The sequence below is a fragment of the Pseudarthrobacter sp. SSS035 genome, assembly GCF_023273875.1.
GTDB lineage: Bacteria > Actinomycetota > Actinomycetes > Actinomycetales > Micrococcaceae > Arthrobacter.
In genome coordinates this window covers 1,330,753-1,353,630 of the sequence record NZ_CP096882.1, presented here as the reverse complement: position 1 = coordinate 1,353,630, position 22,878 = coordinate 1,330,753, and the positions used below count along the sequence as shown (strand labels likewise).

Below are 22,878 nucleotides of genomic sequence, written 5' to 3'. Positions count from 1 at the left end.
TGCGGGGCCCGTTCCTGTGGACCCCGCGGGTGGATCAAAAGGGCTGCCGCCGGAGATCGTTAAGTCGTGGGATCTTCGTCCCCATCGGCCTCCAGCGGAGCCCGGTGGGCAACGAATCCATCATGGCGGACCTCCACCCGGAGCACGATGCTTCTATGACCCTACGCTTGTGGTTCTGTGGACGCTAGATGCGGAACCCATCACGCATCCCTAGACCGCTTCGAGGACGCTGACGTAGTTGGCGATGCCCACGCCGCCCATGTTCTGGACGGCGGCGCGGCGAGGGTTGGCGAGCTGCATGTCGCCAGCCGTCCCAGTGAGCTGCATGGCGGCGATGACGTGCTGGGATACGCCGGTTGCACCCACGGGATGGCCTTTGGCCTTGAGCCCGCCGGAGACGTTGATGGGCAGCTTCCCGTCCTTGAAAACCCAGCCTTCCTGCACAGCGCGGGCGCCCTGGCCCGGTTCCGTCAGTCCCATGGCCTCGTACATGAGCAGTTCGGCGATGGTGAAGCAGTCGTGGACCTCAGCGAAGTCAAGGTCTTCAAGCCCGACGCCGGCCATCCCCAGCGCACGCTGCCAGGACATGCGCGTGGCGGCGAAAGCCGTTGGATCCCTGCGTTCGGCCGGGAAGAAGTCGTTCGCCTGGCCGAAGCCGGCGAGCCGCACCGGCGCGGTGGCCCCGCCGGTTGGCGACGTGCTGAGCACAACGGCAGCGGCGCCGTCCGACACGGGGGAGCAGTCGGTGCGGCGCAGCGGATCGGCCACCATGGGGTTCTTGTCCGAGACGGTGCGGCAGAACTCCTCGCCGAGGTCCTTGCGGAGCTGGGCATAGGGGTTGTCGACGCCGTTGCGGTGGTTCTTGGCCGCGATGGAGCCCAGCACGTCGCCCAGCTGTCCGTCGCCGCGACCGTAGCGCTTTTCGTAGTGCTTGGCGACGTCCGCGAACAGGCCCGTAAAGCCGGTGGTGGACGTCTGGCCGGCCATGTCGTAGTCGGCGCCCAGCAGGGCAGCCCCGACGACGTCGGCGCCGGCGTGGGTCATCTTCTCGGCGCCGATCACCAGCACGGTCTTCGCCGTCCCGGCCAGCAGCGACTTGGTTCCCTGCTGGAACGCGGCCGACCCGGAGGCGCAGGCGTTCTCCACACGCGTGGCGGCGACGTTGGCCAGCTGGTCCGAGACCTGCAATGCCAGCGAGGACGGGAACGCCAGCGGCATCATGCCGGAGTTGAACTGGCCCAGATAGATCTCATCGATCTGGCCCGGCTCGATCCCGGCGTTGCTGATTGCCTCGGTGGCCACCTGGACGATCAGGGACTCGAGGGTCTCGTCCGTGAGCTTGCCGAACCGGCTGTGGCCCCAGCCGGTGAGCAGAACATCCTTGCCGAACTGTTCCTTGAGGCTCATGCTGCCACTCCCGCGGTTTCAAGCTGGACGTCGAATGCGGCTTCGGTCTTTTCGCGAATTTCCTCCACTGTGACCCCCGGCGCAAGGCGGGTCAGCGTGAGCTGCCGCCCGCCGTCGTCGTCCGCTTTTTTAAGGTCGAAAACGGCGAGATCGCTGATGATCCGGTCCACGCAACCCAGGCCGGTGAGCGGCAGGGTGCACTCGGCGACGATCTTGGCCGTGCCGTCCTTGGCGTTGTGCTCGGTCAGGACAACCACGCGCGGCGTGCCGGCGACGAGGTCCATGGCGCCGCCCATGCCCTTGACCATTTTGCCGGGGATGGTCCAGTTGGCGAGGTCGCCGTTGCCGGAGACCTGCATGGCGCCCAGGATGGCCACCTTGACGTGGCCGCCGCGGATCATGCCGAACGATGTGGCGGAGTCGAAGATGCTGCCGCCGGGGAGGACCGTGACGGTCTGCTTGCCGGCGTTGATGAGATCCGCATCCTCCTCGCCCTCGTAAGGGAACGGGCCCATGCCGAGCAGGCCGTTTTCGCTCTGCAGGACCACGCGGACGCCGTCGGGCAGGTTGTTGGCCACCAGCGTGGGGATGCCGATGCCCAGGTTCACGTAGTCGCCGTCGTTCAGTTCCTCGGCCGCGATGGCAGCCATTTCATCCCTGGTCCAGGCCATGGGGTTCTCCTTGGGTTCAAAGTTTGTGGGGGCTTAAGTGTTCGTTCGCGCTGCGGGGTGGGGCGGGCGAGTGGCGTTCACGCGGGGACTGCTGTTCAGGCGGGGACTGCTGCCGCGGCCCGCGGGCGGACGGTGCGCTGTTCGATGTCCTTCACCCGGCCGCTCGCCTGGACCAGGTGCTGGACGTACACGCCCGGGGTGATGACGTGGTTGGGATCCAGTGCACCCGGCTCCACTATGACTTCGGCTTCGGCGATGGTCACCAGGCCGGCGGTGGCCACTACGGGGTTGAAGTTCCGGGCCGTGTAGCGGTAGATCAGGTTCCCGTCCGTGTCAGCGGTGTGGGCGTGGACAAGTGCGACGTCGGCGCGGATGGCGCGCTCCTGGACGTACGTTTCGCCGTCGAACTCTGCGAGCGGTTTGCCTTCGGCCACCAGCGTTCCCACGCCGGTCTTGGTGTAGAAGGCGGGAATGCCGGCGCCGCCGGCGCGGAGGCGCTCGGCCAGGGTGCCCTGCGGGGTGAACTCCACCTCAAGCAGGCCCGCGAGGTACTGCTCGGCAAAGAGTTTGTTCTCGCCCACATACGATGCGATCACCTTGCGGACCTGGCCGGCTTCGATCAGCACTCCCAGGCCTTTCCCGTCCACGCCCATGTTGTTCGACACCACGGTCAGGCCGCGCACACCGGAGTCCCGCACGGCCTCGATGAGGTCCGCCGGGATGCCGCTCAGGCCAAATCCGCCGACGGCGAGTGTCATGCCGTCCTGGAGCACTTCCGCCAGGGCCGCGGCGGCGTTGGATTTCAGTTTGGACATTCCGTCTCCTCATCATCGAGCGTGCAGAGCCATTCGGGTCATCCACTTTGTGGACATAGGGCCTGAAGAAGGAGCCTAGGGTGCTCAAGGAAGTTGGTCAACGGCGTAATCCTGCCCGCAAGGCGGATACTTCACAGCGTGGACGCTAAGCTTTGAGGTGTCCACATTGTGGAGGATTTCTTGAGAGTTTGTGATCCGAATGAAGAATCCAGTCCAAGGGGCGCAGGTGGTGGGCCGCGTGGCATCACTGCTCCGGCTTGTCGGCCGGAAGCCGGAGGGCAGCTCGATTGCCGGGCTGGTCCGGGAGTCCGGGCTGACCCGCCCCACCGTCCACCGGCTCCTGGCCTCCCTTGCCGCGGAGGGCCTCCTGGACCACGATGCTCGCAGCGGAAACTGGATCCTGGGCCCTGAGATTTTCCTGCTGGGATCAGTGGCGGCGGCCCGCTTCCCGTTTGAGGACCTGGCGCGGCCAAGCCTGCGCCGGCTGGCGGAGGAGACCGGCGAAAGCGCGTTCTACTCCATCCGCAGGGGCCAGGAGACGGTCTGTGTGCTGCGGGAGGAGGGCAGCTTCCCGGTGCGCTCCTTCGTGCTGCACGAGGGAGTCCGCTTTCCACTGGGTGTGGCCTCGGCCGGGACGGCCATCATGGCGTTCCTCCCGGATGAGGAACAGGAAGCCATCCTGTCCGGCTGGGACCAGCACGCCGGCAGTTTCGCGGCAGGACACAGCATGGACGTGGTGCGCAGGAACCTGGAACGGACCCGGCTGCATGGATTCGCAGTGAATCCCGGCCTGGTGCTGGAAGGCAGTTGGGGAATGGGGACGGCCGTGTTCGACCAGCTGGGCAGGCCCGTGGGCGCGCTTTCACTCACCGGCATCGAACCCCGGTTCCGGCCGGAACGGCAGGAGTTCCTCGGCAAACTGCTGATGGAGGAGGCCCACCGGATCAGCACCACACTGAGTTCAACACTGACCGGCCGCTGATTCTCTGGGCCGCGGCCGTCGTGGGGCACTTCGACACGGACACGCCGGGATCTCAGGCCGGAACGGGCCAATCGAGGCTCATAGTGCCCCGGTTTGGCGCGGACGGTCTCTGCTCGGGACGACCCGGGCAGGCCAATGGCCCACCCCGGTGTACCTCGGCTCAGCCTATTTCCACCAGGTATCGAAGATGGTGACCGGAACCGTGCGCTTGTGGCGTGTGCGGAGGTACTTCTCTTCGATCAGCTCGGCCGCCGCTTCGGGGATCTCCCGGCCTTCGAGGTAATCATCGATCTGGTCGTACGTGATTCCCAGTTCGTCCTCGTCGGTGCGTCCGGGCCTGCCGTCCAGGAGGTCCGCGGTGGGTACTTTTTCCCAGACACGGGCAGGGGCGCCCAGTTCGGCCAGCAGTTCGCGGTTCTGGCGTTTGTTGAGGCCGAACAGGGGCAGGATGTCCGCGCCGCCGTCGCCGAATTTCGTGAAGAACCCGGTGACGGACTCAGCGCCGTGGTCGGTGCCGATCACCAGGTAGTTGTGCTCGCCGGCCAGGGCGTACTGCGCGATCATCCGCGTGCGTGCCTTGGTGTTTCCCTTGTGGAAATCGGAGATCCCGTTCCCCACCGTCTTCTCGAATTCGTCCTCGAAGCCATCCACGGCGGCCGAGATGTTGAAGGTCCATTCCGTCTTGGCCTGGATGAAGTCCAGGGCGGCCTGGGCGTCGTCCTCGTCGTGCTGGACGCCGTACGGTAGGCGGACCGCCACGAAGTTGGCCTCCACGCCTTCGGCCTCAAGCTCCTCCACGGCCAGCTGGGCCAGTCTGCCGGCGAGGGAGGAGTCCAGCCCGCCCGAGATCCCCAGGACAAAGCCCTTGGTATGGGTTGCCCGGAGGTAATCCTTCAGGAATTCCACCCGCTTGCGCACCTCCCCAAGGGGGTCGATCCGGGGCTGCACGCCCATTTCTTCGATGATGGTGGCCTGGAGTTCGCGCATGTGATCCAGCCTAGTCAGCGCTGTCAACAACGCTCAACTGTGTCCACACGAACCACCCACGGTTCAGCGCGAACGGACACTTGGGCACCCGGCGCGAACGGAAACTTCGGGCCACCGGCGCGCACGGGCACTCGTGGCCCGGAAGCTACAGCGTTCCCGGTGCCGCTCCGGTGGAGCCGCGGACGGTGAGGTGCGTGGGCATCAGCGAACGGCTGCGGCTGCCACCGCCCGCCAGCGGGTTGAGCTGGGCCAGGAGCATGGACACAGCCACCCGCCCTGCCTGTTCGATCGGGGAAGCCATGGTGGTCAACGGGGGATTGCAGAAGTCCGCGCCGAAGATGTCGTCGCAGCCCACCACGCTCATGTCCTCCGGGACCCGGATGCCGCGTTCGCGCAGCCGCTGGAGCATGCCGATGGCGATGAGGTCGTTAAAGGCTATGCATGCGGTGACGCCCGAGTGCACGGCCGCGTCCGCAGCGGCGGCCCCTGATTGCGTCTTGGGGGCGAACGGGCCCAGCCTGCGCACATCCACGCCGCGGTCCTCGGCAGCCGCGGCCAGGGCTGTCCAGCGAAGAGTGCTCGACTGGGACGTAAGCGGACCGGCCATGTAGGCGATGCGGGTGTGGCCGAGGGAAATCAGGTGGTCCAGGGCCTGGCTCGTGGCGGACGGCGTGTCAATGACGACGGCGGGAACGCCGGGAACGTCGCGGTTGATGGTCACCATGGGAATCTTGGCGGCCGCGGCCAGCAGTGCCTCATCGCTGAGCCTGGACGCGGCGACGATGATCCCGTCAGCGCTCTTGCGCAGCTGCTCCATGGTGGAGGCCTCCACCTCGTCGGACTCTTCGGTGTCCACGAGCAGTTGGGTGTAGCCGGCTGCCTTGAGCTGCAGCTGCGTACCCCGGATCAGGTCAAAGTAGAAGGGGTTGGTGATATCGGGCACCAGAACGCCAACGGCACCGGTGCGGCCGGAGCTCAGGGCCTTCGCCTGGCTGTTCGGCGTGTAGTTCAGCTCGGCGGCCGCCGCTTCGATGCGGGCGCGGGTACGGATGTTGACCCGGTCCGGGGTGGACAGCGCCCGGGACACGGTGGAGGCCGCCACGCCGCAGATAGCGGCGATATCGTGAATAGTGGCAGGGCGGTCTGTTCCGGCTGCTTGCATCGCCATGGCGTTCCTCTCTGAACGGGATGACGGGGGCTTTGTGACGGTTGCCACAGCCCTGTAGCTCCTAGATTGCCACAGCATGCAATCATTTGGCAATCGGTTGTCATTAACAGGGGACGTGTCTAGACTAAAGCCAGCACTTTTTGTGAATTGAGTCACCCGCGCGCCGGAGCGGCACCTAGGCTGTCCCGTCGCGGGCACACCTAAGGAGATTCCCGTGACCGACGCAACAACCGAAACAGCAAGCACCGTTTGGACGCTCTCAGGATTCGGCGACGAGGTGGATACGGACCCCGCCATCCAGGCCGCCGTCATGCTGGCACTCGGCGCGAGCTACATCGAAGTACGCAGTGCCTGGGGCGTAAACGTCTCCGAACTGACGCCTGAGCAGGTCTCCGAGCTCAAGGAACTCCTGGACGCCAAGGGCCTGAAGGTCTCAGCCGTGGCAAGCCCCATCGGCAAAGTGGACATCAGCCTGCCCGTGGAGCACGAGGTGGAGCGCCTCCGCCAGATCATCTCCGTGGCCAAGGGCCTGGACACCAAGTACATCCGCATCTTCTCCTTCTTCCGGGGCGAAGACCAGACGCCGGAAGAAATCCGCGACGACGTCATCACCCGCATGCGGGCACTGGCCGCTGAAGCCGAAAGCGCCGGCGTCGTACTCCTGCACGAGAACGAAAAGGACATCTACGGCGATACGCCGCAGCGCGTCCTGGACATCATGGAGTCCGTCGACTCGCCGGCCCTGCGTGCCGCGTGGGACAACGCCAACTTCGTCCAGGTGGGCGTCCGGCCCTACACCGACGGCTACGCGATGCTCCGCCCCTACCTCGAATACCTCCAGGTCAAGGACGCCATCATGGCCACGGGTGAGGTTGTGCCTTCCGGCCAGGGCGACGGCGAACTGGACGCCACCATTGCCGCACTGAAGGCGGACGGTTACGCAGGCTTTGCCTCACTCGAACCGCACCTGGCCAGCCACCACGAACTGGGCGGCTTCTCCGGTCCTGCCGCCTTCGGTGCAGCCGCACGCGCGTTCGCGGGCCTTGCCGCCAAGAATGGAATCGAACTTTCGTGACCGCCCTCAAAGCCGCGGTCATCGGCTGCGGTGACGTGTCCGCAGTCCACTTCGAGGCCATCGCAAAGCTCGACGGCGCGCGGCTGGCAGGGGTCTGTGACTCAGATCCCGGCCGCCTTGCGGCGGCTGTGGCCGCCTATGGCGTCCCGGGATTCCCTGATCATTTCAGCCTGATCGAGGCCGTGGGACCGGATGTTGTGCACGTTACGACCCCGCACAACACGCACGCCGCGATCGCGGCCGACTGCCTTGAACATGGCGTCAATGTGATTGTGGAAAAGCCGCTCGCGCACACGCTCGAGGAAGGCCGCCGGCTCGTGGAGGTTGCCAAGGCTAGCACCGCCAAAATCGCCGTCTGCTTCCAGAACCGCTACAACGCCACCTCTCAGGCCATGCACGCGCTGCTCTCCTCCGGGGAATTGGGCGAAGTCGTAGGGGCTTCGGCCACCGTGATGTGGCAACGCAATGCCGACTACTACCGCAGCAGGCCCTGGCGCGGGACGTGGGCGGGCGGTGGCGGCGGGCTCATGATGAACCAGGCCATCCACACCGTGGACCTGTTGCAGTGGCTGGTGGGCGACGTCGTCTCGTTGTCCGGCAACGCCGCCACCAGGTTCCTCGGCGACACCATTGAGGTGGAGGACACTGCCGAATTCGTGGCGGAGCACGCCAGCGGTGTCCGCAGTGCCTTTTATGCCACCCTGGCCAACGCCGTCAACGCGCCGGTCACTTTGGACATCGTCACGGAAAAAGCGACTCTCAGCCTTCGCGGGGACCTGACCGTCACCTATGCGGGCGGCCGCGTGGACGTGGTCCCTGAGCGTGTGGTGGAGTCCGGCGGACGTGCCTACTGGGGAGTCTCGCACGAGCTGCTCATCAGCGACTTCTACGCACGCCTCGGCGACGCAGGCCCCTTCTGGATAGACCCGGAAGAGGCCGAGAAATCGCTGAAGATCGTCAAGGAAATTTACCGCCAGAGCTATCCGGACGCGGTTGCGAAGGTTTCCTAACCCGCTAGCGGCAACCGGTTGAAGGCTTTAGAACGTTTCATTCGCGGCTATTCTCGCCAAGATTGCAACAATTTTGACAATCGGTTGCCAAGGCTGGCAATTATGCGTACTCTGAATCTCGAACGCCGGTGTGGTCCACGCCACACCGGCCGGATTCGTATCTTTCACGTTCCACAGATTCAGGAGCCAACAATGAAGTTAGGTCCCAAGGCGGCAGCAGCCGCCATCACCGTCAGTGCAGCACTTGCACTGACAGCCTGCGGCGGCGGCGCCACTAGCGGTACGGCAGCAGCCAAAACAACGTCCCTGACGTTGGGTGCAGTTCAGGAGCTCCGCTCCTGGGACCCGGCACAGGCCCACGTCGGCCACTACCTCCAGCCGTACCAGGCCGCGTACGACTCCCTGCTCCTGCGGGAACCGGACGGCAAGCTCAGCCCCATGCTGGCCACCACGTGGAAGTACAACGACACCAACACCAAGCTCACCGTTGACCTCCGCACGGACGTGACCTTCAGCGATGGCGCCAAGTTCGACGCCGAAGCGGCCAAAGCAAACCTGGACCACTTCAAGAAGGCCAACGGCCCGCAGATGGCCCAGCTGACCGCCGTTTCCGACGTTGCGGTTGTGGATGCCGACACGATCGAACTGAACCTTGCGAGCCCGGATCCCTCCCTGGAGTTCTACCTCAGCCAGGCCGCCGGCCTGATGGGCAGCCCCAAGGCGCTCGGTACCGAAGCCATCAAGACCGAGCCCGTAGGCAGCGGCCCATACGTGATGGACAAGGCCGCCACTGTCAAGGACTCGCAGTCTGTCTTCACGGCCCGCAAGGACTACTGGAATAAGGACCTCCAGAAGTTCGAGAAGGTCACCTTCAAGACTCTCATTGACCTGACTGCGCGCACTAACGCTCTGGTTTCGGGACAGGTGGACGCCACGCTGCTGGATCCCAAGACGGGCAAGCAGGCCGAAGGCGCCAAGATGAAGCTGGTCGCCACCGAGGTGGACTGGCAGGGTCTGCTCCTCATGGACCGCGACGGTACTAAGAACGCTGCGCTCGGCAACGTCAAGGTCCGCCAGGCCATCAACTACGCCTTCGACCGCAAGACCATCGTGGACCAGGTCCTGATGGGCCAGGGCACGCCGACGTCGCAGCCGTTCGGCAAGGCCAGCGGGGCCTGGACCGAAGGGCTGGAGAACTACTACAGCTACGATCCGGCCAAGGCCAAGGCACTCCTGAAGGAAGCCGGTTTCGAAACCGGAGTGACCCTGGATGTCCCGGCTGTCCCTGGCTTCGAAACCCAGCTCGCGGTGGTCAAGCAGCAGCTGTCGGATATCGGGATCACGCTGAACGTTGGCTCTGCCATCACCAACACCTACACCTCTGATATTGCAGCGCAGAAGTTCACCGGTATCTTCTTCTCGCTGTTCCAAGGGGAACCGTGGGTTGCCACCAACCAGATCATCTCCACCAAGGCCCTCTACAACCCGTTCAAGAACACCACTCCCGAGCTGCAGGCCAAGATCGACGCGGTCGAGAAGGGTGGCAAGGACGCCGGCAAGCTGGCTCAGGAAGTCAACAAGTACGTTGTGGAGCAGGCCTGGTTCGCCCCGCTGTACCGGGTCAACCAGATGTATTACCACAACTCCAAGGTCACCGTGGAACCCCAGGTCCAGCAGGCCGTTCCATCGATCTACAACTACTCGCCCGCCAAGTAATACCCAGCAAGTAGCCACACCAAATCCTGCGCAGGTCCGGCAGTCCTCCCATGGGGAGGCTGCCGGACCGGGCAACCAGTCCATGCCAGTTCAATGGAGCCAGCAATGATCAGATTCATCTTTAAACGCCTCGCGAATGAACTAGTGGTCCTGTTCGTCGTTTCAGCCCTGGCGTTCTTCCTGCTCTACCTCTCCAGCGGCAGCGTTGCCCGGAACATCGTGGGCGACCAGGCCACGCCTGAGCAGGTAGCCCTAAAGCAAACGGAACTGGGGCTGGATCAGCCCATTCTTACCCGCTATTTTGACTGGGTGGTCAACGCGCTGCAGGGTGACCTGGGCACGTCCTGGTTCACCTCTGAACCCGTGGCCCACGCCCTTTCGACCCGTATTCCGGTGACAATGACCATGGTGATTGTGGCCATGATCCTCATTGCGATCATCGCCACGCTCATTGGTGTGGCAGCGGCGGTAAAGCGCGGCTGGGTGGACCGCGTTGTCCAGATTGGCGCCATCATTGGTGACTCCATTCCGGGATTCGTCATCGGCGTTATTCTGGTCACCTTCCTGGCCATTCAGCTGGGCCTTTTCCCCGCGACCAGCACAATCGCCCCCGGCGTCGACGCTTCCGCGTGGGTGCTGTCCCTGACGCTTCCGGTGATCGCCCTGCTGATCAACGGCGTGACAGGCGGTGCGCAGCAGATCCGCAGCGCCGTTATTAAGCAGCTCGAACGTGACTACGTCCGCACCCTGCGCAGCCGGGGGATTAGCGAGCGTGAAGTCCTTTTCAAACATGTCCTGCGCAGCGCGGCCCCGGCCGGGCTCACAGTGCTTAGCCTCCAGCTGATAGGCATGCTCGGCGGTGTGGTCATCCTCGAGTCGATTTTTGCCCTTCCCGGCATAGGTCCCATGGCAGTTACTGCCACCGTCCAGAGCGACCAGCCGGTGGTTATGGGCGTCGTTATGTACACCGTCGCCGTGGTGATTGTGGTCAACCTCATCGTTGACCTGCTCAACGGCTGGCTTAACCCGAAGGTGCGTGTCTCGTGACCGAGTCCGTCGAAACCTCCGCCCTGACGCCGGCCCCCGGCACGTCGGGCCAGACCGGAACAGTAATCCGGTCCTCAGTGATAAAGCGGATCCTGAAAAACCCGCTCGGCATTGTTGCCCTGTTCATCCTAGGGGGCATGGTCGTGCTCGCAGCTTTCGCGGATGTGCTGGCCCCGTTCGACGAGAACTTCGCCAACATCTCCAAGACCCTGGCAGCCCCGGACGCGGTCAACATCCTGGGCACGGACAGCTCGGGACGCGATGTCTGGAGCCGGTTGTTGTTCGGTGCGCAGCTGACGCTGCTCTCAGCGTTGCTCTGCGCCGCCGTGGCCATCGCGATCGGCCTGCCCGCAGGTCTAATGGCCGGTTACTACGCCGGTAAGTTCGAAGCCGTCGCCAATTGGGTTGTCGGCATTCTTATGAGCCTGCCCGGCCTGATCGTGCTCATGACCATCCGTTCGGCCTACGGTCCTTCAGTCTGGCTTTCCATGATCGCCTTCGGCGTCCTGATCAGCCCTTCCTACTTCCGGCTGGTGCGCTCAGCGGTGCAGTCAGTCCGCAACGAGCTCTACGTCGATGCCGCCCGTGTTTCCGGCCTCTCGGATCTCCGGATCATCACGCGCCACATTTTCTCCGTGGTCCGGGCTCCGATCATCATCCAGACCGCGGCCATCACCGGTGTTGCCATCGCCATCCAGTCCGGACTTGAGTTCCTGGGACTGGGCGACCCGGCCAAGGCCACCTGGGGCGTGATGCTCAGTGAAGGCTTCAAGAACGTCTACCTCACCCCGACGCTGCTTTTCTGGCCGGCGTTTGCCATGGCGCTGACCATCGGCGCCCTGGTCCTCCTGGGCAACGCCATCCGCGATGCCCTGGAAGACAGCGAGAAAATCAAGCACCGCAGGCAGAAAGCACACCAGGCCGAAGATGCTGCCGTAGCCAGCGCCGCCAAGTCAGCGCGCAAGACCATTGCCGCCGTCGAGGCCGGAACCGAACACCACCTGGTGAAGGTGACCAATCTCGGCGTCGGCTACCCTCAGGCAGACGGATCCATCAAGAAGGTAGTGGATGACGTTTCCTTCCACGTGGACCGCGGCGAAATCCTCGGCATCGTGGGCGAGTCCGGTTCGGGCAAGTCCCAGACGGCCTTTTCCATCCTGGGCCTGCTGCCGGATACTGCACGCATCGTGGGCGGCGCCATCCAGTTCGATGGCAACTACACGGTGGCTCCCGGCGAGGACAAGGTCAGCCAGGAACGGCTCTCCAAGCTGCGCGGTAAGCGGATTTCCTACATCCCGCAGGAACCCATGAGCAACCTCGACCCGGCCTTCACCATCGGGTACCAGCTGGTCACGCCCATGGTGCGGGTCCTGGGAATCTCCAAGGCAGAAGCCACTACGCGGGCCATGAAGCTGCTCTCCGACGTCGGCATTGTCAGCCCGGAGCGGACCTTCAAAGCCTACCCCCACGAGGTATCGGGCGGCATGGCCCAGCGTGTGCTCATCGCCGGCGCCATCAGCTGCGAACCGGACCTCATCATTGCCGATGAGCCCACCACGGCACTGGACGTCACTGTGCAGGCCGATGTGCTGGACCTCATCCGCGACCTCCAGCGCCGGCTCGGGGTCGGCGTCATCCTGGTGACCCACAACTTCGGTGTTGTGGCTGACCTCTGCGACCGCGTTGTGGTCATGCAGAACGGCCGGCTCGTGGAGGAAGGCCCCGTGCGGGACATCCTGCGCGAACCGAAGGAAAGCTACACCCAGACCCTGCTGGCTTCGATGCTGGAAGGCAAAGAACCGATGTCCATGCTGGTGCCATCGAGTGCTAAGGAGAACGTACTGTGACCGAAACTGCAGCCTCAAGCGCCGCGGTATCAGCCCCGGCACGCGAAGAACTACTTCGGGTAGACAACCTGGTGGTGGACTACGCCGGCAAGGGTTTCCGCGCCAAGAAATTCCGCGCCCTGACGGACATCAACATCACCATCGGCCAGGGCGAGACCCTGGGCCTGGTGGGCGAATCCGGCTCCGGCAAGACCACCCTGGGCCGGGCTGTGCTGGGTCTCGCACCGGTGAGCGGCGGCAAGATCACGTTCGAAGGCCAGGACATCAGCCAGGCTACCCGCAAGGAGCGTCGCGTCCTCAGTCGCGACATGCAGGTGGTCTTCCAGGACCCGTACACTTCCCTGAACCCGGCGCTGGAGATCGGCGACATCCTCGCCGAGCCCCTGGGCGTGCAGGGCATGGAGCAAGTGGCAGCAAAGAAGCGCGTGAAGGAGCTCCTGGACCAGGTTGGCCTCCCGTCGGACGCCATCCACCGGCTACCGCGCGAGTTCAGCGGCGGCCAGCGCCAGCGCGTGGCGATTGCCCGGGCCCTGGCGCTCTCGCCCAAGCTCATCGTCTGTGATGAGCCGGTCAGCGCATTGGATCTGTCCACCCAGGCCCGTGTCCTGGATCTGTTCCTGCAGATCCAGAAGGACACCGGCGTCTCCTACCTGTTCGTCTCCCACGACCTTGACGTGGTCCGCCACATCAGCCACCGTGTAGCCGTGATGTACCGTGGAGAAATCGTGGAGCAGGGGCCGGCAGAGATCGTCACGCGCAACCCCGAGCACCCCTACACGCAGCGGTTGCTGCTCGCTTCTCCCGTGCCGGATCCGGACCGCCAGGAGAAGCGGCGTGCGGACCGTCACCGGCTGCTCGAAGAGCAGCGCCAGCAGACCGAGCAAGCCGCTGCCCTTGCCTAGGGCTCGTGCCCGAACTAATTCAACAGCAACAACTATGGAGGAATAACGTGGCCAAAATTGGCGTACAGGCAATGATGCTGAAGGACAGCTTCACCGAAATCGGGGCGTTCGAAACGCTCCGTAAGGTCAGCAGCATCGGCTACAACGCCGTCGAGATCTCCCAGATCCCGATGACGCCGGAAAACGTCGCTGAACTGGACCGGTCCCGCAGCGAGCTGGGCATGGACATCGCAGCCCTTTCCGTGGCCATGGAGACCCCCAAGGGCCGGCCCGGCGATTCGCTTGCAGAGCACTTTGACAAGATTGTGGATGACGCAAAGAGCCTGGACTCGAAGCTGCTGCGGATCGGTATGCTGCCGTTCGAGGCAATGACGTCCATTGGCGCTGTGGTTGACTTCGCCAAGAAGGCCAACGAATATGGCGAACGGCTGCAAGAGCAGGGCCTGAGCCTGTACTACCACAACCACCACATCGAGTTCGCAAAGTTCGACGGCAAGTACATGCTGGACATCATTGCCGAGAACTCCCCGGCCATGGGCATGGAAATCGACGTGCACTGGGTCCAGCGCGGCGGACTGGACCCGGTCCGGACCCTGGAAAAGTACGCCGGACGTACCGCGATGGTGCACCTGAAGGACTACCGGATCGGCGAGCTGCCCGAATCCGCCTTCGGGATGCTGGACTCAGGGGACGTGGCCGGATTCATGACGGAGTTCAAAAACGTTGTCCAGTTCGCCGAAGTAGGCGAAGGCAACCTGGACTTCGCCTCCATCATTCCGGCCGCGCAGGCCGCAGGCGCCCAGTACCTGCTGGTGGAGCAGGACGAACTCTACGGCCGCACCGTCTGGGAAGCGCTGCAGACCTCCTACGACAACCTGGTTGCCCTGGGACAGTCCGAGCTTTTCTAACCGGACCGCTTCTGGTTTCGACCCGCTCGACCAACGAAACACACGCTCAACCAACGAAAAGGATAAATAACTGTGAGCAAGAAAGTACGCCTCGGCATCATCGGCCTGGGCCAGCAGGGCGGCGCCTACGCCAAGTTCATCACGGACGGCATGGTCCCCAACATGGTGATCGGCGCCATCTGCGACACCGATCCGGCCAAGAGGGAACTCGCCTCGGCCACGTACCCGGACGCCCCCTTCTACGATGACTACATCGCCATGCTGGAAAGCGGCGACGTTGACGCCGTCGTGACCTGCGTGCCGCACTTCCTGCACCCCGAAATGGGCATCGAGACCCTGAAACGCAACATCCACGCCCTCGTGGAGAAGCCGGCCGGCGTCTACACCAAACAGGTTAAGGAACTGAACGAATTCGCGGCCTCCAAGCCCGAACTTTCCTTCGGCATCATGTTCAACCAGCGCAACAACCCGCTCTACAAGAAGCTCAAAGAGATCGTCGAGAACGGCGAGATCGGCAAGATCCGCCGCAGCAACTGGATCATCACCAACTGGTGGCGTCCCCAGGGCTACTACAACTCCAGCGAATGGCGCGCAACGTGGGGCGGCGAGGGCGGCGGCGTCCTGGTCAACCAGGCACCGCACCAGCTGGACCTGTGGCAATGGATCTGCGGCGTGCCGAAGTCCGTCTACTCCAAGGTTTCCTTCGGCTTCCGCCGCGACATCGCCGTCGAAGATGAAGTCACCGCAGTGGTTGACTACGGAGACGGCGTCACCGGCGTTTTTGTCACTGCCACCCACGACCTGACCGGCACCGACCGCTTCGAAATCCTGGGCGACCAGGGCAAGATCGTCGTCGAAGGAAGCAAGACCGCCACGGTCACCCGCCTGCACAAGCCCGAGCGCGAACTCAGCGACGGCATGGACATGGACGATGTCCGCAAGCTCTTTATGGGCCAGCTGAACCCGGAGGAGTACTACACCACGGAGGTCATCGAGTTCGAGTCGGCCTGGGGTGCCCAGCACTCCGGCGTCCTGGAGAACTTCGCCGCCAACATCCTGGACGGCACACCGCTGCTGGCTCCGGGCTCGGACGGCATCAACGGAGTCCGCCTGGCCAACGCCATCCACCTCTCCGCCTGGACCGGCAAGGAAGTTGGACTGGACTTCGACGAGAACGAGTTCCTCGCCGAGCTCAACAAGCGCATAGCCGAAGAGGGCAAGTTCCCGCAGCGCGCGTAGCCTCCGGAGTGACTAGCGGAGCTGAGTAGCAGCTGTGGCCGTTTTGGACCATCAAAACGGCCACAGCTGAGACCCGTAGGGAGTTTCCTCGTTAGGATGGGGCGGTGACTGAACCCCAAACGCCGGACACCGCCCCATCAACGGGTTCGGTCAAAAAGCACGGCCGCGACGGCAAATCCAACGCGACCATCTACGACATCGCCAAGATGGCCGGCGTCAACGCATCCACCGTTTCCCGCGCGCTCAGCAAGCCGGGCAGGGTCAGCTCCAAAACACAGAAGCTCATCGAGGATGCGGCTGCCGAGCTGAACTACCAGGTCAATCCGTTCGCACGCGCCCTTCCCACGGGCAAGACCAACACGTTCGGCCTCATCGTCGCGGACATCACCAACCCCACCTTCTTTGACATCATCCGCGGCGCCGAAACCACTGCCACCAGCCGGGACTATACTCTGGTGCTCGCCGAATCCGCGGAATCCTCGGAAACCGAACTGACGGCCGCCCGTCGGCTTATGGCCACGGTGGACGGCCTTATTCTGGCGAGCCCGCGCATGGACGATGACAACATCCGCGCCCTGGCCCAGGACAAACCCGTGGTGGTTATCAACCGCGAAGTCGACGGCGTGCCGTGCGTGGTCCCGGACGTCAACAAGGGAATCAGCGAGGCGGTCCGGAGCATGGCCGCCAACGGACACCAGCGGATCGCCTACGTAGCGGGGCCGCCGCAGTCCTGGATGTCCGAACGCCGTTGGGAAGGCGTGCAGGCAGCCTGCGAATGGTCCCGGCTCGAGGCGGTGCGGCTTGAGTCCAGCAAACCAACGGTCGACGGCGGCCGGCAGACTGCGCGTGATGTCCGCGCCAGCGGTGCCACCGCGATCATGACGTACAACGACCTGCTGGCCATCGGGCTCATGCAGGAGCTCCAGGCCGCCGGCATGGTGGTGCCCGACGACATCAGCATCGTCGGCTTTGATGACATCTTCGGCGCCGATTTCACGACGCCGCCGCTCACCACCGTGCGTTCGCCGCTGGGGGAGTGCGGCGAGGCAGCCGCCACACGCCTGCTGGACCTTCTTCACGGGAGTGGGGAACAGGCCGGTACTTTGAGCGTGGAGACTGAGCTGGTGCTGCGCGGTTCCAGCGGCAGGATCCTGCCGGCGAAGTGAGCCCGGGCGGGCCGATGCCAGGATTTGGCAATTTATGGCAACCGGTTGACAAAACTCGGCGCCAGGCAGATTATTGATCTATGTCACAGTCCATTGCTGCCAACCCAGACAGGCTCCTGCCCGCCGACCCAGGAACGCGCAGCATCGCGCGGGACCTCCTTGCGCGCGTACAGGACCTCCCCATTATCTCCCCGCATGGTCACGTTGACGCCGCCGTCATCGAGCACAACACGCCGTTCCCTGACCCGGCAGCGCTGCTCGTCAGCCCGGACCACTACGTCACCCGCCTGATCCACGCCAACGGCGCCCCCTTGGACAAGCTGCGCGCCGGCGGTCCCACCACGCCCGAGTCACGCGAAATCTGGCGCACTTTCGTGGATGCCTGGCCGCTATTCGAGGGCACGGCCTCCGGCTACTGGCTGCGCAACCAGTTCGACAGCGTCTTCAACCTGGGCGCAGACCTGGGCGAGATGACCGCCGATGCCAGCTATGACGCCATCGCCGCCAAGCTCGTGGAGCCCGGCTTCCGTCCCCGCCAGCTCTTCAAGGACTTCAACATCGAGGTCCTGGCCACCACGGACGATCCCCTGGACAACCTCGCCAGCCACAAGGCCATCGCCGAGGACCCCACCTTCAACGGCCGCGTCCTGCCCACGTTCCGCCCGGATGCCTACCTCAACATTGCGCACCCCACCTGGAGCGCCAACGTTGACCGCCTGATCGAAGCCGCCGGTGACGGCGCCAGCGGCTACGCGGGCTACATTACGGCGCTGGAAAACCGCCGCCGCTACTTCGTGGAGCACGGCGCGGTCTCGGCGGACCACGGTGTGGCCACCCCGGCAACGCTCAAGCTGGACCGTGCCGAGGCCGAGCGGATCTTCGAGCTCGCCCGCGCCGGCACGGCTACCCCCGAGGACCGCAACACCTTCGAAGCCCACATGATGTACCAGATGGGCCGCATGTCGGTGGAGGACGGGCTGGTCATGACCATCCACCCGGGCTCCTTCCGCAACCACCACACACCAACGTTCGAGGCCTACGGAGCGGACACCGGCCACGACATCCCGTTCGCCACCAACTACACCGAGGCCATCCGGCCCCTGCTGCAGGACTTCGGCACGGCCAAGGACTTCCACCTTGTGCTGTTCACCCTGGACGAGACCGTTTTCTCCCGCGAGCTCGCACCGCTGGCCGGCTTCTACCCGTCCGTCTACCTGGGCGCACCCTGGTGGTTCCTGGACGCCCCGGATGCCATGCTCCGGTTCCGCTCCGCCGTGACCGAAACGGCAGGCTTCTCGCGTTCTTCCGGGTTCATCGATGACACCAGGGCCTTCTGCTCCATCCCCGCCCGCCACGATGCGTCCCGCCGGATCGAAGCCTCCTTCCTGGCACGGCTGGTGGCCGAGCACCGTGTCAGTGAAGACCGCGCCCACGAAATCATCGTGGACACCGTCGATTCCTCCCCGCGAAGGGTTTTCAAGCTGTGAGCATCGAAGAGACAGACACCATGGGCAAGGCTGCTGCCGCATCGCTGCCGCAGCTGAACCGGAGCACGCACGCCGCCGCCAAGCCACCCGTGCGCATTGTCCACCTCGGACTTGGTGCGTTCCACCGCTCGCACCAGGCCTGGTACACCAGCCAGGCCGGCGACGCCGCGGACTGGGGCATTGCGGCTTTCACCGGGCGGCGCCCGGACGCTGCCCTGGCACTCGCCGAGCAGGACGGCCTCTTCACGCTCGTGGAGCGCGCTGACATCGGCGACTCGTTCGCCGTCGTCGGCAGCATCGTGGAAGCGGTGGACGGCGCGGACGTGCAGCGGCTCGCAGAGCTCGTTTCGGCACCGGCCACCGCGATGGTCACCCTGACAGTCACCGAAGCGGCGTACCGGCTCGGTGCCGACGGACAGCTGGACACTACGGCGTCCGACGTCGCCGGCGACCTTGCGCTGTTGGCTTCCGGCAGCGGAAACCCGTCGACGCCGCTGGGCCGGCTTGTCTTCGCCCTCGCCGCGCGCCGGGCGGCCGGAGCCGGGCCGCTAGCCGTTGTCTGCTGCGACAACCTCGCCAACAACGGCACGGTAGCGCGCAACGCCGTGGCGGGTCTGGCGCAGGCCTGGGACGCGGAACTCGCCGCCTGGGTCGAGGAAAACGTCAGCTTTGTCAGCACATCCGTGGACCGCATCACCCCGCGCACCACGGAAGCGGACATCGCCGCCGTCGAGGCCGCCTGCGGCTACCGCGACAACTCGCCCGTCGTGGCTGAGCCCTTCACCAACTGGGTGCTCAGCGGCGACTTCCCCGCAGGCCGTCCACGCTGGGAGGACGCCGGCGCGGTCTTCGTTGACCACATCGAGCCCTACGAGAACCGCAAGCTGTGGCTCCTGAACGGCGCCCATTCCCTGCTGGCCTACGCCGGCCAGCTCCGCGGACACACCACGGTGGCGCAGGCCCTCGCGGACCCGCAGTGCCTGACCGCCGTCGAAAGCTTCTGGGACGAAGCCGAGGCGAACCTGACCGGTGCCGCAGCCGGTGGCGCGGACCTGCAGATCCCGGCGTACCGCGCTGCCCTGCTGGCCCGCTTCAGCAATGCACGCATTGCCCACCACCTGGCCCAGATTGCCATGGACGGGAGCACCAAGCTGCGCATGCGGGCCGTGCCCGTCCTCCTGGCCGAACGGGCCCAGGGCAGATCCGGTGCCGCCGCGGCACTGATGATCGCGGCCTGGATTGACTTCAGCGCAGCGGCCGGGACGTTCCACGATCCGCTGGCAACTGAAGTGGCCGCGGCCAACCAGCTGGAAGGCGCAGAGCGCGTGCGGGCGGTCCTGGCGCTGGTGGACCCTGCCGTCGCAGCGGACGACGCCGTCGTGGAACTCGTTTCCGGCCTGCTCGGCACATTCCCGGCGGACGCCTAAGAATCACGCTCCAGCAGCCCTTCTGCTTCATAAAGAACAGCACTGCCCGATCCAGACGCCTGGACCGGGCAGTGCTGTTTCGATGACCTGCAGTTTCATGAAGTTTCAACAGAAATTCATGGCAACCGCTTGCCATTTTATTGCCAAGTGACTAGGATTACAGGCAGAGAGAAACACACTGCGATACGCCCGCCAGATGCGGATTCTGCCGGGCTCCAGCATCGCCAAAGATTCACCGCTTCATAGCATTTCAATAATTTTCGCTGGCCAACACGGCGGCAAGGGTAAAGGAGCCCAATTCATGAAAAAGCTAAACAAGCTCAGCATCATCGGCTATGGCGCCGGCGATGCAGCCAACAACCTCGCATTCACCACCGCCACCATGTTCCTGCTGGTGTACTACACGGACGTTGCCGGCATCTCTGCAGCGGCTGCCGGGACCCTGCTGCTGGTAGTCAGGCTCTTTGACGCTTTCGCTGACGTCTTCGCCGGCCGGATCGTTGACCGAACCTACAGCAAGCGCTTCGGCAAGTTCCGTCCTTTCATCATGTTCGGCTCCATCCCGCTGCTCCTCCTGAGCGTGGCAACCTTCTCCGTTCCGCAGCTGGGCGAATCCGGCACACTGCTGTATGCCTACGTCACCTATGCGGCCCTCGGCCTTGCCTACAGCCTCGTGAACATTCCGTACGGCTCGCTGGCCGGCGCCATGACGCAGGATCCGGGAGAGCGCGCCAAGCTGGGTTCGGCCCGCATGGTGGGCGCCCTGCTGGTGGGCTCTTCGCTGGGCATCTTCGTTGCGCCGCTGATCAAGCCCGGTGCCGATCTCCAGTCGATGTTCACCACCATCACCCTCGTGTTTGTGGTCATCGGGGCGGCCCTGTACTTCTTCACCGCATTGACCGCCAAGGAACGCGTACACCGCGCCGTCCCCAAGGTGACGTTCAAGCAAAGCGTGGACACCCTCAAAGGCAATAAGCCCCTCCTGATGCTGTGCCTGAGCTCCTTCTTCTTCCTCTCCGGCTACCTCGCCCTGACCTCCGTGCAGCTGTACTACCTGCGCGACGTCCTGGGCCGCCTGGACCTGTACCCCGTACTGTCCATCATCCAGCTGGCGCTCACCTTCTTCCTGGCCGCCTTTATGCCCAAACTTGTCCGTAACGTCGGCAAGAAGAGCGTCTACATCTACTCTTCGCTGGTCACTGTCCTCGGCGGTGCGATCATCTTCTTCGCCCCGGCTGGCCAGGTCTGGATGGGCTTTACCGGCCTCGTGGTCAGCCTCGTGGGTGTCCTGGCCGTCAACATCGTGGTGTGGGCCCTGGAAGCCGACACGGTGGAGTACGGCGAATGGCGGACCGGCGTCCGCACCGAGGGCATCACCTATGCCCTGTTCTCCTTCACCCGCAAGTCCGGCCAGGCTGTGGGCGGTGCCCTGGCGGCATACGCCCTGGCACTGGGCGGCTACAAGTCCGGAGCGGCGCAGACCGCTGACGCCCTGTTCGGCATTCAGATTGCGGCGGGCGCGATCCCTGCCGTGCTGACTATCCTTGCCGTATTAGTAATGTCCAAGTACACGCTGACCGACGCCAAGCACGCGGAGATCCTCAAAGAGATCCAGGAACGCCGGACCAAAACTGTGGGCGCCGGCGAAGCCGCCGACGCCAGCACCACCGCTGATGCTGGCACCCCGGTTGGCGCCGGCAAAACTGCCGGCCACTAAACTCCCAGCACCACAAACTGACCAGAAGTCCCCGAAAGGATCTGCCGTGAAAATCATTGCCGCTGAAGTCTTCGTGACAAGCCCGTCACGTAACTTCGTGACCCTGCGCATCACTACGGACGACGGGGTCACCGGCATCGGTGACGCCACGCTGAACGGCCGCGAACTGGCTGTTGCCGCCTACCTCAAAGAGCACGTGGCCCAGCTGCTGATCGGCAAGGATCCGCACAAGATCGAGGACACCTGGCAGTTCCTGTACCGCAGCTCGTACTGGCGCCGCGGGCCGGTCACCATGGCCGCAATCGCCGCCGTGGACATGGCCCTGTGGGACATCAAGGGCAAGATGGCGAACATGCCGGTCTACCAGCTCCTGGGCGGCGCTTCACGCAACGGCCTGCGCGCTTACGGCCACGCTTCCGGTGCTGACCTTGAGTCGCTGTTCGATTCAGTCCGTGAGCACCTGGAACTGGGTTACAAGTCCATCCGCATCCAGACCGCTGTTCCCGGCATCAAGGCCGTCTACGGTGTGGCCGCGCAGGCCCAGGCCTCGGGCGAACGCTACGACTACGAGCCCGCCGGCCGCGGCGCGTTCCCGCAGGAAGAGGACTGGGACACCCGCGCCTACCTGCGCCACCTGCCCACCGTCTTTGAAGCCGTGCGCAACGAGTTCGGCCCGGAAATCCCGCTGCTGCACGACGGCCACCACCGCATGACCCCCATCCAGGCCGCCAAGCTCGGCAAAGCCCTGGAACCGTACGACCTCTTCTGGCTTGAGGACTGCACCCCGGCCGAAAACCAGGAGGGCCTGCGCCTGGTGCGCCAGCACACCACCACCCCGCTGGCCATCGGTGAAATCTTCAACACCGTGTGGGACTACCAGACCCTCATCAAGGAACAGCTGATCGACTACGTCCGCGCAGCCTCCACCCACTTCGGCGGCATCTCCCCGCTGAAGAAGGTTATGGACTTCGCTGCCCAGTACCAGATCAAGTCCGGCTTCCACGGCCCCACGGACATTTCTCCGGTGGGCTTCGCCGCCCAGCTGCACGTGGGCCTGGCCATCCACAACTACGGCATCCAGGAGTACATGCAGCACTCCGACAAGACCAACGAGGTCTTCCAGCAGTCCATGACCTTCAAGGACGGCTACCTGCACCCGGGCGACAAGCCCGGTATCGGCGTTGAATTCAATGAGGAAGCCGCGGCCGCGTACCCGTACCAGCAGGCTTACCTGCCGTACAACCGCCTGGTAGACGGAACGGTGCACGACTGGTGACCGCCGCGACATCGCCCGCCCCAGCAGGAGG

Annotated in this window: 19 protein-coding genes; 14 read left to right on the top strand and 5 right to left on the bottom strand. The window is 64.4% G+C overall.

What is annotated here, in order from left to right; genetic code table 11:
• Positions 1-210 precede the first annotated feature (210 nt).
• The 3 genes from MUN23_RS06110 to MUN23_RS06100 form a co-directional block, all read right to left on the bottom strand.
• A complete protein-coding gene (locus MUN23_RS06110; RefSeq protein WP_248763008.1) occupies positions 211-1,407 on the bottom strand; it encodes an acetyl-CoA acetyltransferase in 1,197 nt (398 codons plus the stop codon).
• Positions 1,404-2,078 carry a CoA transferase subunit B gene (locus MUN23_RS06105; RefSeq protein WP_248763007.1) on the bottom strand — a complete coding sequence of 225 codons (675 nt, stop codon included), beginning with the start codon at positions 2,076-2,078 and terminating at the stop codon, positions 1,404-1,406. The genes MUN23_RS06110 and MUN23_RS06105 overlap by 4 nt, the downstream gene beginning before the upstream one ends.
• A gap of 95 nt (positions 2,079-2,173) precedes the next feature.
• Positions 2,174-2,893 (bottom strand): CoA transferase subunit A, encoded by a 720-nt coding sequence (locus tag MUN23_RS06100; RefSeq protein ID WP_248763006.1) that lies wholly within the window; start codon positions 2,891-2,893, stop codon positions 2,174-2,176.
• Positions 2,894-3,092: 199 nt separating this feature from the next.
• Here MUN23_RS06100 and MUN23_RS06095 point away from each other — a divergent pair, with 199 nt between their 5' ends.
• Entirely contained in the window at positions 3,093-3,875 is a 783-nt protein-coding gene (locus MUN23_RS06095) for an IclR family transcriptional regulator (RefSeq protein WP_248763005.1), read from the top strand.
• A 165-nt stretch (positions 3,876-4,040) separates the two neighbouring features.
• On the opposite strand, the gene nadE is transcribed toward MUN23_RS06095, so the two are convergent.
• Positions 4,041-4,862: an ammonia-dependent NAD(+) synthetase gene (nadE, locus tag MUN23_RS06090; RefSeq protein ID WP_248763004.1), complete on the bottom strand. Its 822-nt coding sequence runs from the start codon at positions 4,860-4,862 to the stop codon at positions 4,041-4,043.
• Between the two features lie 145 nt (positions 4,863-5,007).
• The gene (locus MUN23_RS06085) at positions 5,008-6,024 is read right to left on the bottom strand and encodes a LacI family DNA-binding transcriptional regulator (protein ID WP_248764007.1); all 1,017 of its coding nucleotides are present in this window, start codon (positions 6,022-6,024) and stop codon (positions 5,008-5,010) included.
• 220 nt (positions 6,025-6,244) lie between these two features.
• Between MUN23_RS06085 and MUN23_RS06080 the strand changes: the two genes are divergently transcribed.
• The 13 genes from MUN23_RS06080 to manD all read left to right on the top strand — a co-directional run bounded on the left by MUN23_RS06080 (position 6,245) and on the right by manD (position 22,847).
• A complete protein-coding gene (locus tag MUN23_RS06080) occupies positions 6,245-7,105 on the top strand; it encodes a sugar phosphate isomerase/epimerase (protein WP_248763003.1) in 861 nt (286 codons plus the stop codon).
• On the top strand, positions 7,102-8,115 hold the full coding sequence (locus tag MUN23_RS06075; protein ID WP_248763002.1) for a Gfo/Idh/MocA family protein: 1,014 nt from the start codon (positions 7,102-7,104) through the stop codon (positions 8,113-8,115). Before MUN23_RS06080 ends, MUN23_RS06075 begins: the two co-directional genes overlap by 4 nt.
• Positions 8,116-8,307: 192 nt before the next feature.
• Positions 8,308-9,831, top strand: coding sequence for an ABC transporter substrate-binding protein (locus tag MUN23_RS06070; RefSeq protein ID WP_248763001.1), 1,524 nt, complete (start codon positions 8,308-8,310; stop codon positions 9,829-9,831).
• 105 nt (positions 9,832-9,936) lie between these two features.
• Positions 9,937-10,878, top strand: a complete 942-nt coding sequence (locus MUN23_RS06065) for an ABC transporter permease (protein ID WP_248763000.1) — start codon at positions 9,937-9,939, stop codon at positions 10,876-10,878.
• Positions 10,875-12,725, top strand: a complete 1,851-nt coding sequence (locus MUN23_RS06060) for a dipeptide/oligopeptide/nickel ABC transporter permease/ATP-binding protein (protein ID WP_248762999.1) — start codon at positions 10,875-10,877, stop codon at positions 12,723-12,725. Before MUN23_RS06065 ends, MUN23_RS06060 begins: the two co-directional genes overlap by 4 nt.
• Positions 12,722-13,627: an ATP-binding cassette domain-containing protein gene (locus tag MUN23_RS06055; protein ID WP_248762998.1), complete on the top strand. Its 906-nt coding sequence runs from the start codon at positions 12,722-12,724 to the stop codon at positions 13,625-13,627. Before MUN23_RS06060 ends, MUN23_RS06055 begins: the two co-directional genes overlap by 4 nt.
• Positions 13,628-13,674: 47 nt before the next feature.
• On the top strand, positions 13,675-14,535 hold the full coding sequence (locus MUN23_RS06050) for a sugar phosphate isomerase/epimerase (protein WP_248762997.1): 861 nt from the start codon (positions 13,675-13,677) through the stop codon (positions 14,533-14,535).
• Between the two features lie 72 nt (positions 14,536-14,607).
• A complete protein-coding gene (locus MUN23_RS06045) occupies positions 14,608-15,774 on the top strand; it encodes a Gfo/Idh/MocA family protein (protein WP_248762996.1) in 1,167 nt (388 codons plus the stop codon).
• A gap of 104 nt (positions 15,775-15,878) precedes the next feature.
• Complete coding sequence (locus MUN23_RS06040; protein ID WP_248762995.1) at positions 15,879-16,940, top strand: LacI family DNA-binding transcriptional regulator; 1,062 nt, start codon at positions 15,879-15,881, stop codon at positions 16,938-16,940.
• Positions 16,941-17,020: 80 nt separating this feature from the next.
• Complete coding sequence (gene uxaC, locus MUN23_RS06035; protein WP_248762994.1) at positions 17,021-18,427, top strand: glucuronate isomerase; 1,407 nt, start codon at positions 17,021-17,023, stop codon at positions 18,425-18,427.
• A 20-nt stretch (positions 18,428-18,447) separates the two neighbouring features.
• A complete protein-coding gene (locus MUN23_RS06030) occupies positions 18,448-19,854 on the top strand; it encodes a mannitol dehydrogenase family protein (protein ID WP_248764006.1) in 1,407 nt (468 codons plus the stop codon).
• Positions 19,855-20,155: 301 nt separating this feature from the next.
• A complete protein-coding gene (gene uidB / locus MUN23_RS06025; protein WP_248762993.1) occupies positions 20,156-21,571 on the top strand; it encodes a glucuronide transporter in 1,416 nt (471 codons plus the stop codon).
• Between the two features lie 46 nt (positions 21,572-21,617).
• A complete protein-coding gene (gene manD / locus MUN23_RS06020) occupies positions 21,618-22,847 on the top strand; it encodes a D-mannonate dehydratase ManD (protein ID WP_248762992.1) in 1,230 nt (409 codons plus the stop codon).
• Positions 22,848-22,878 lie beyond the last annotated feature (31 nt).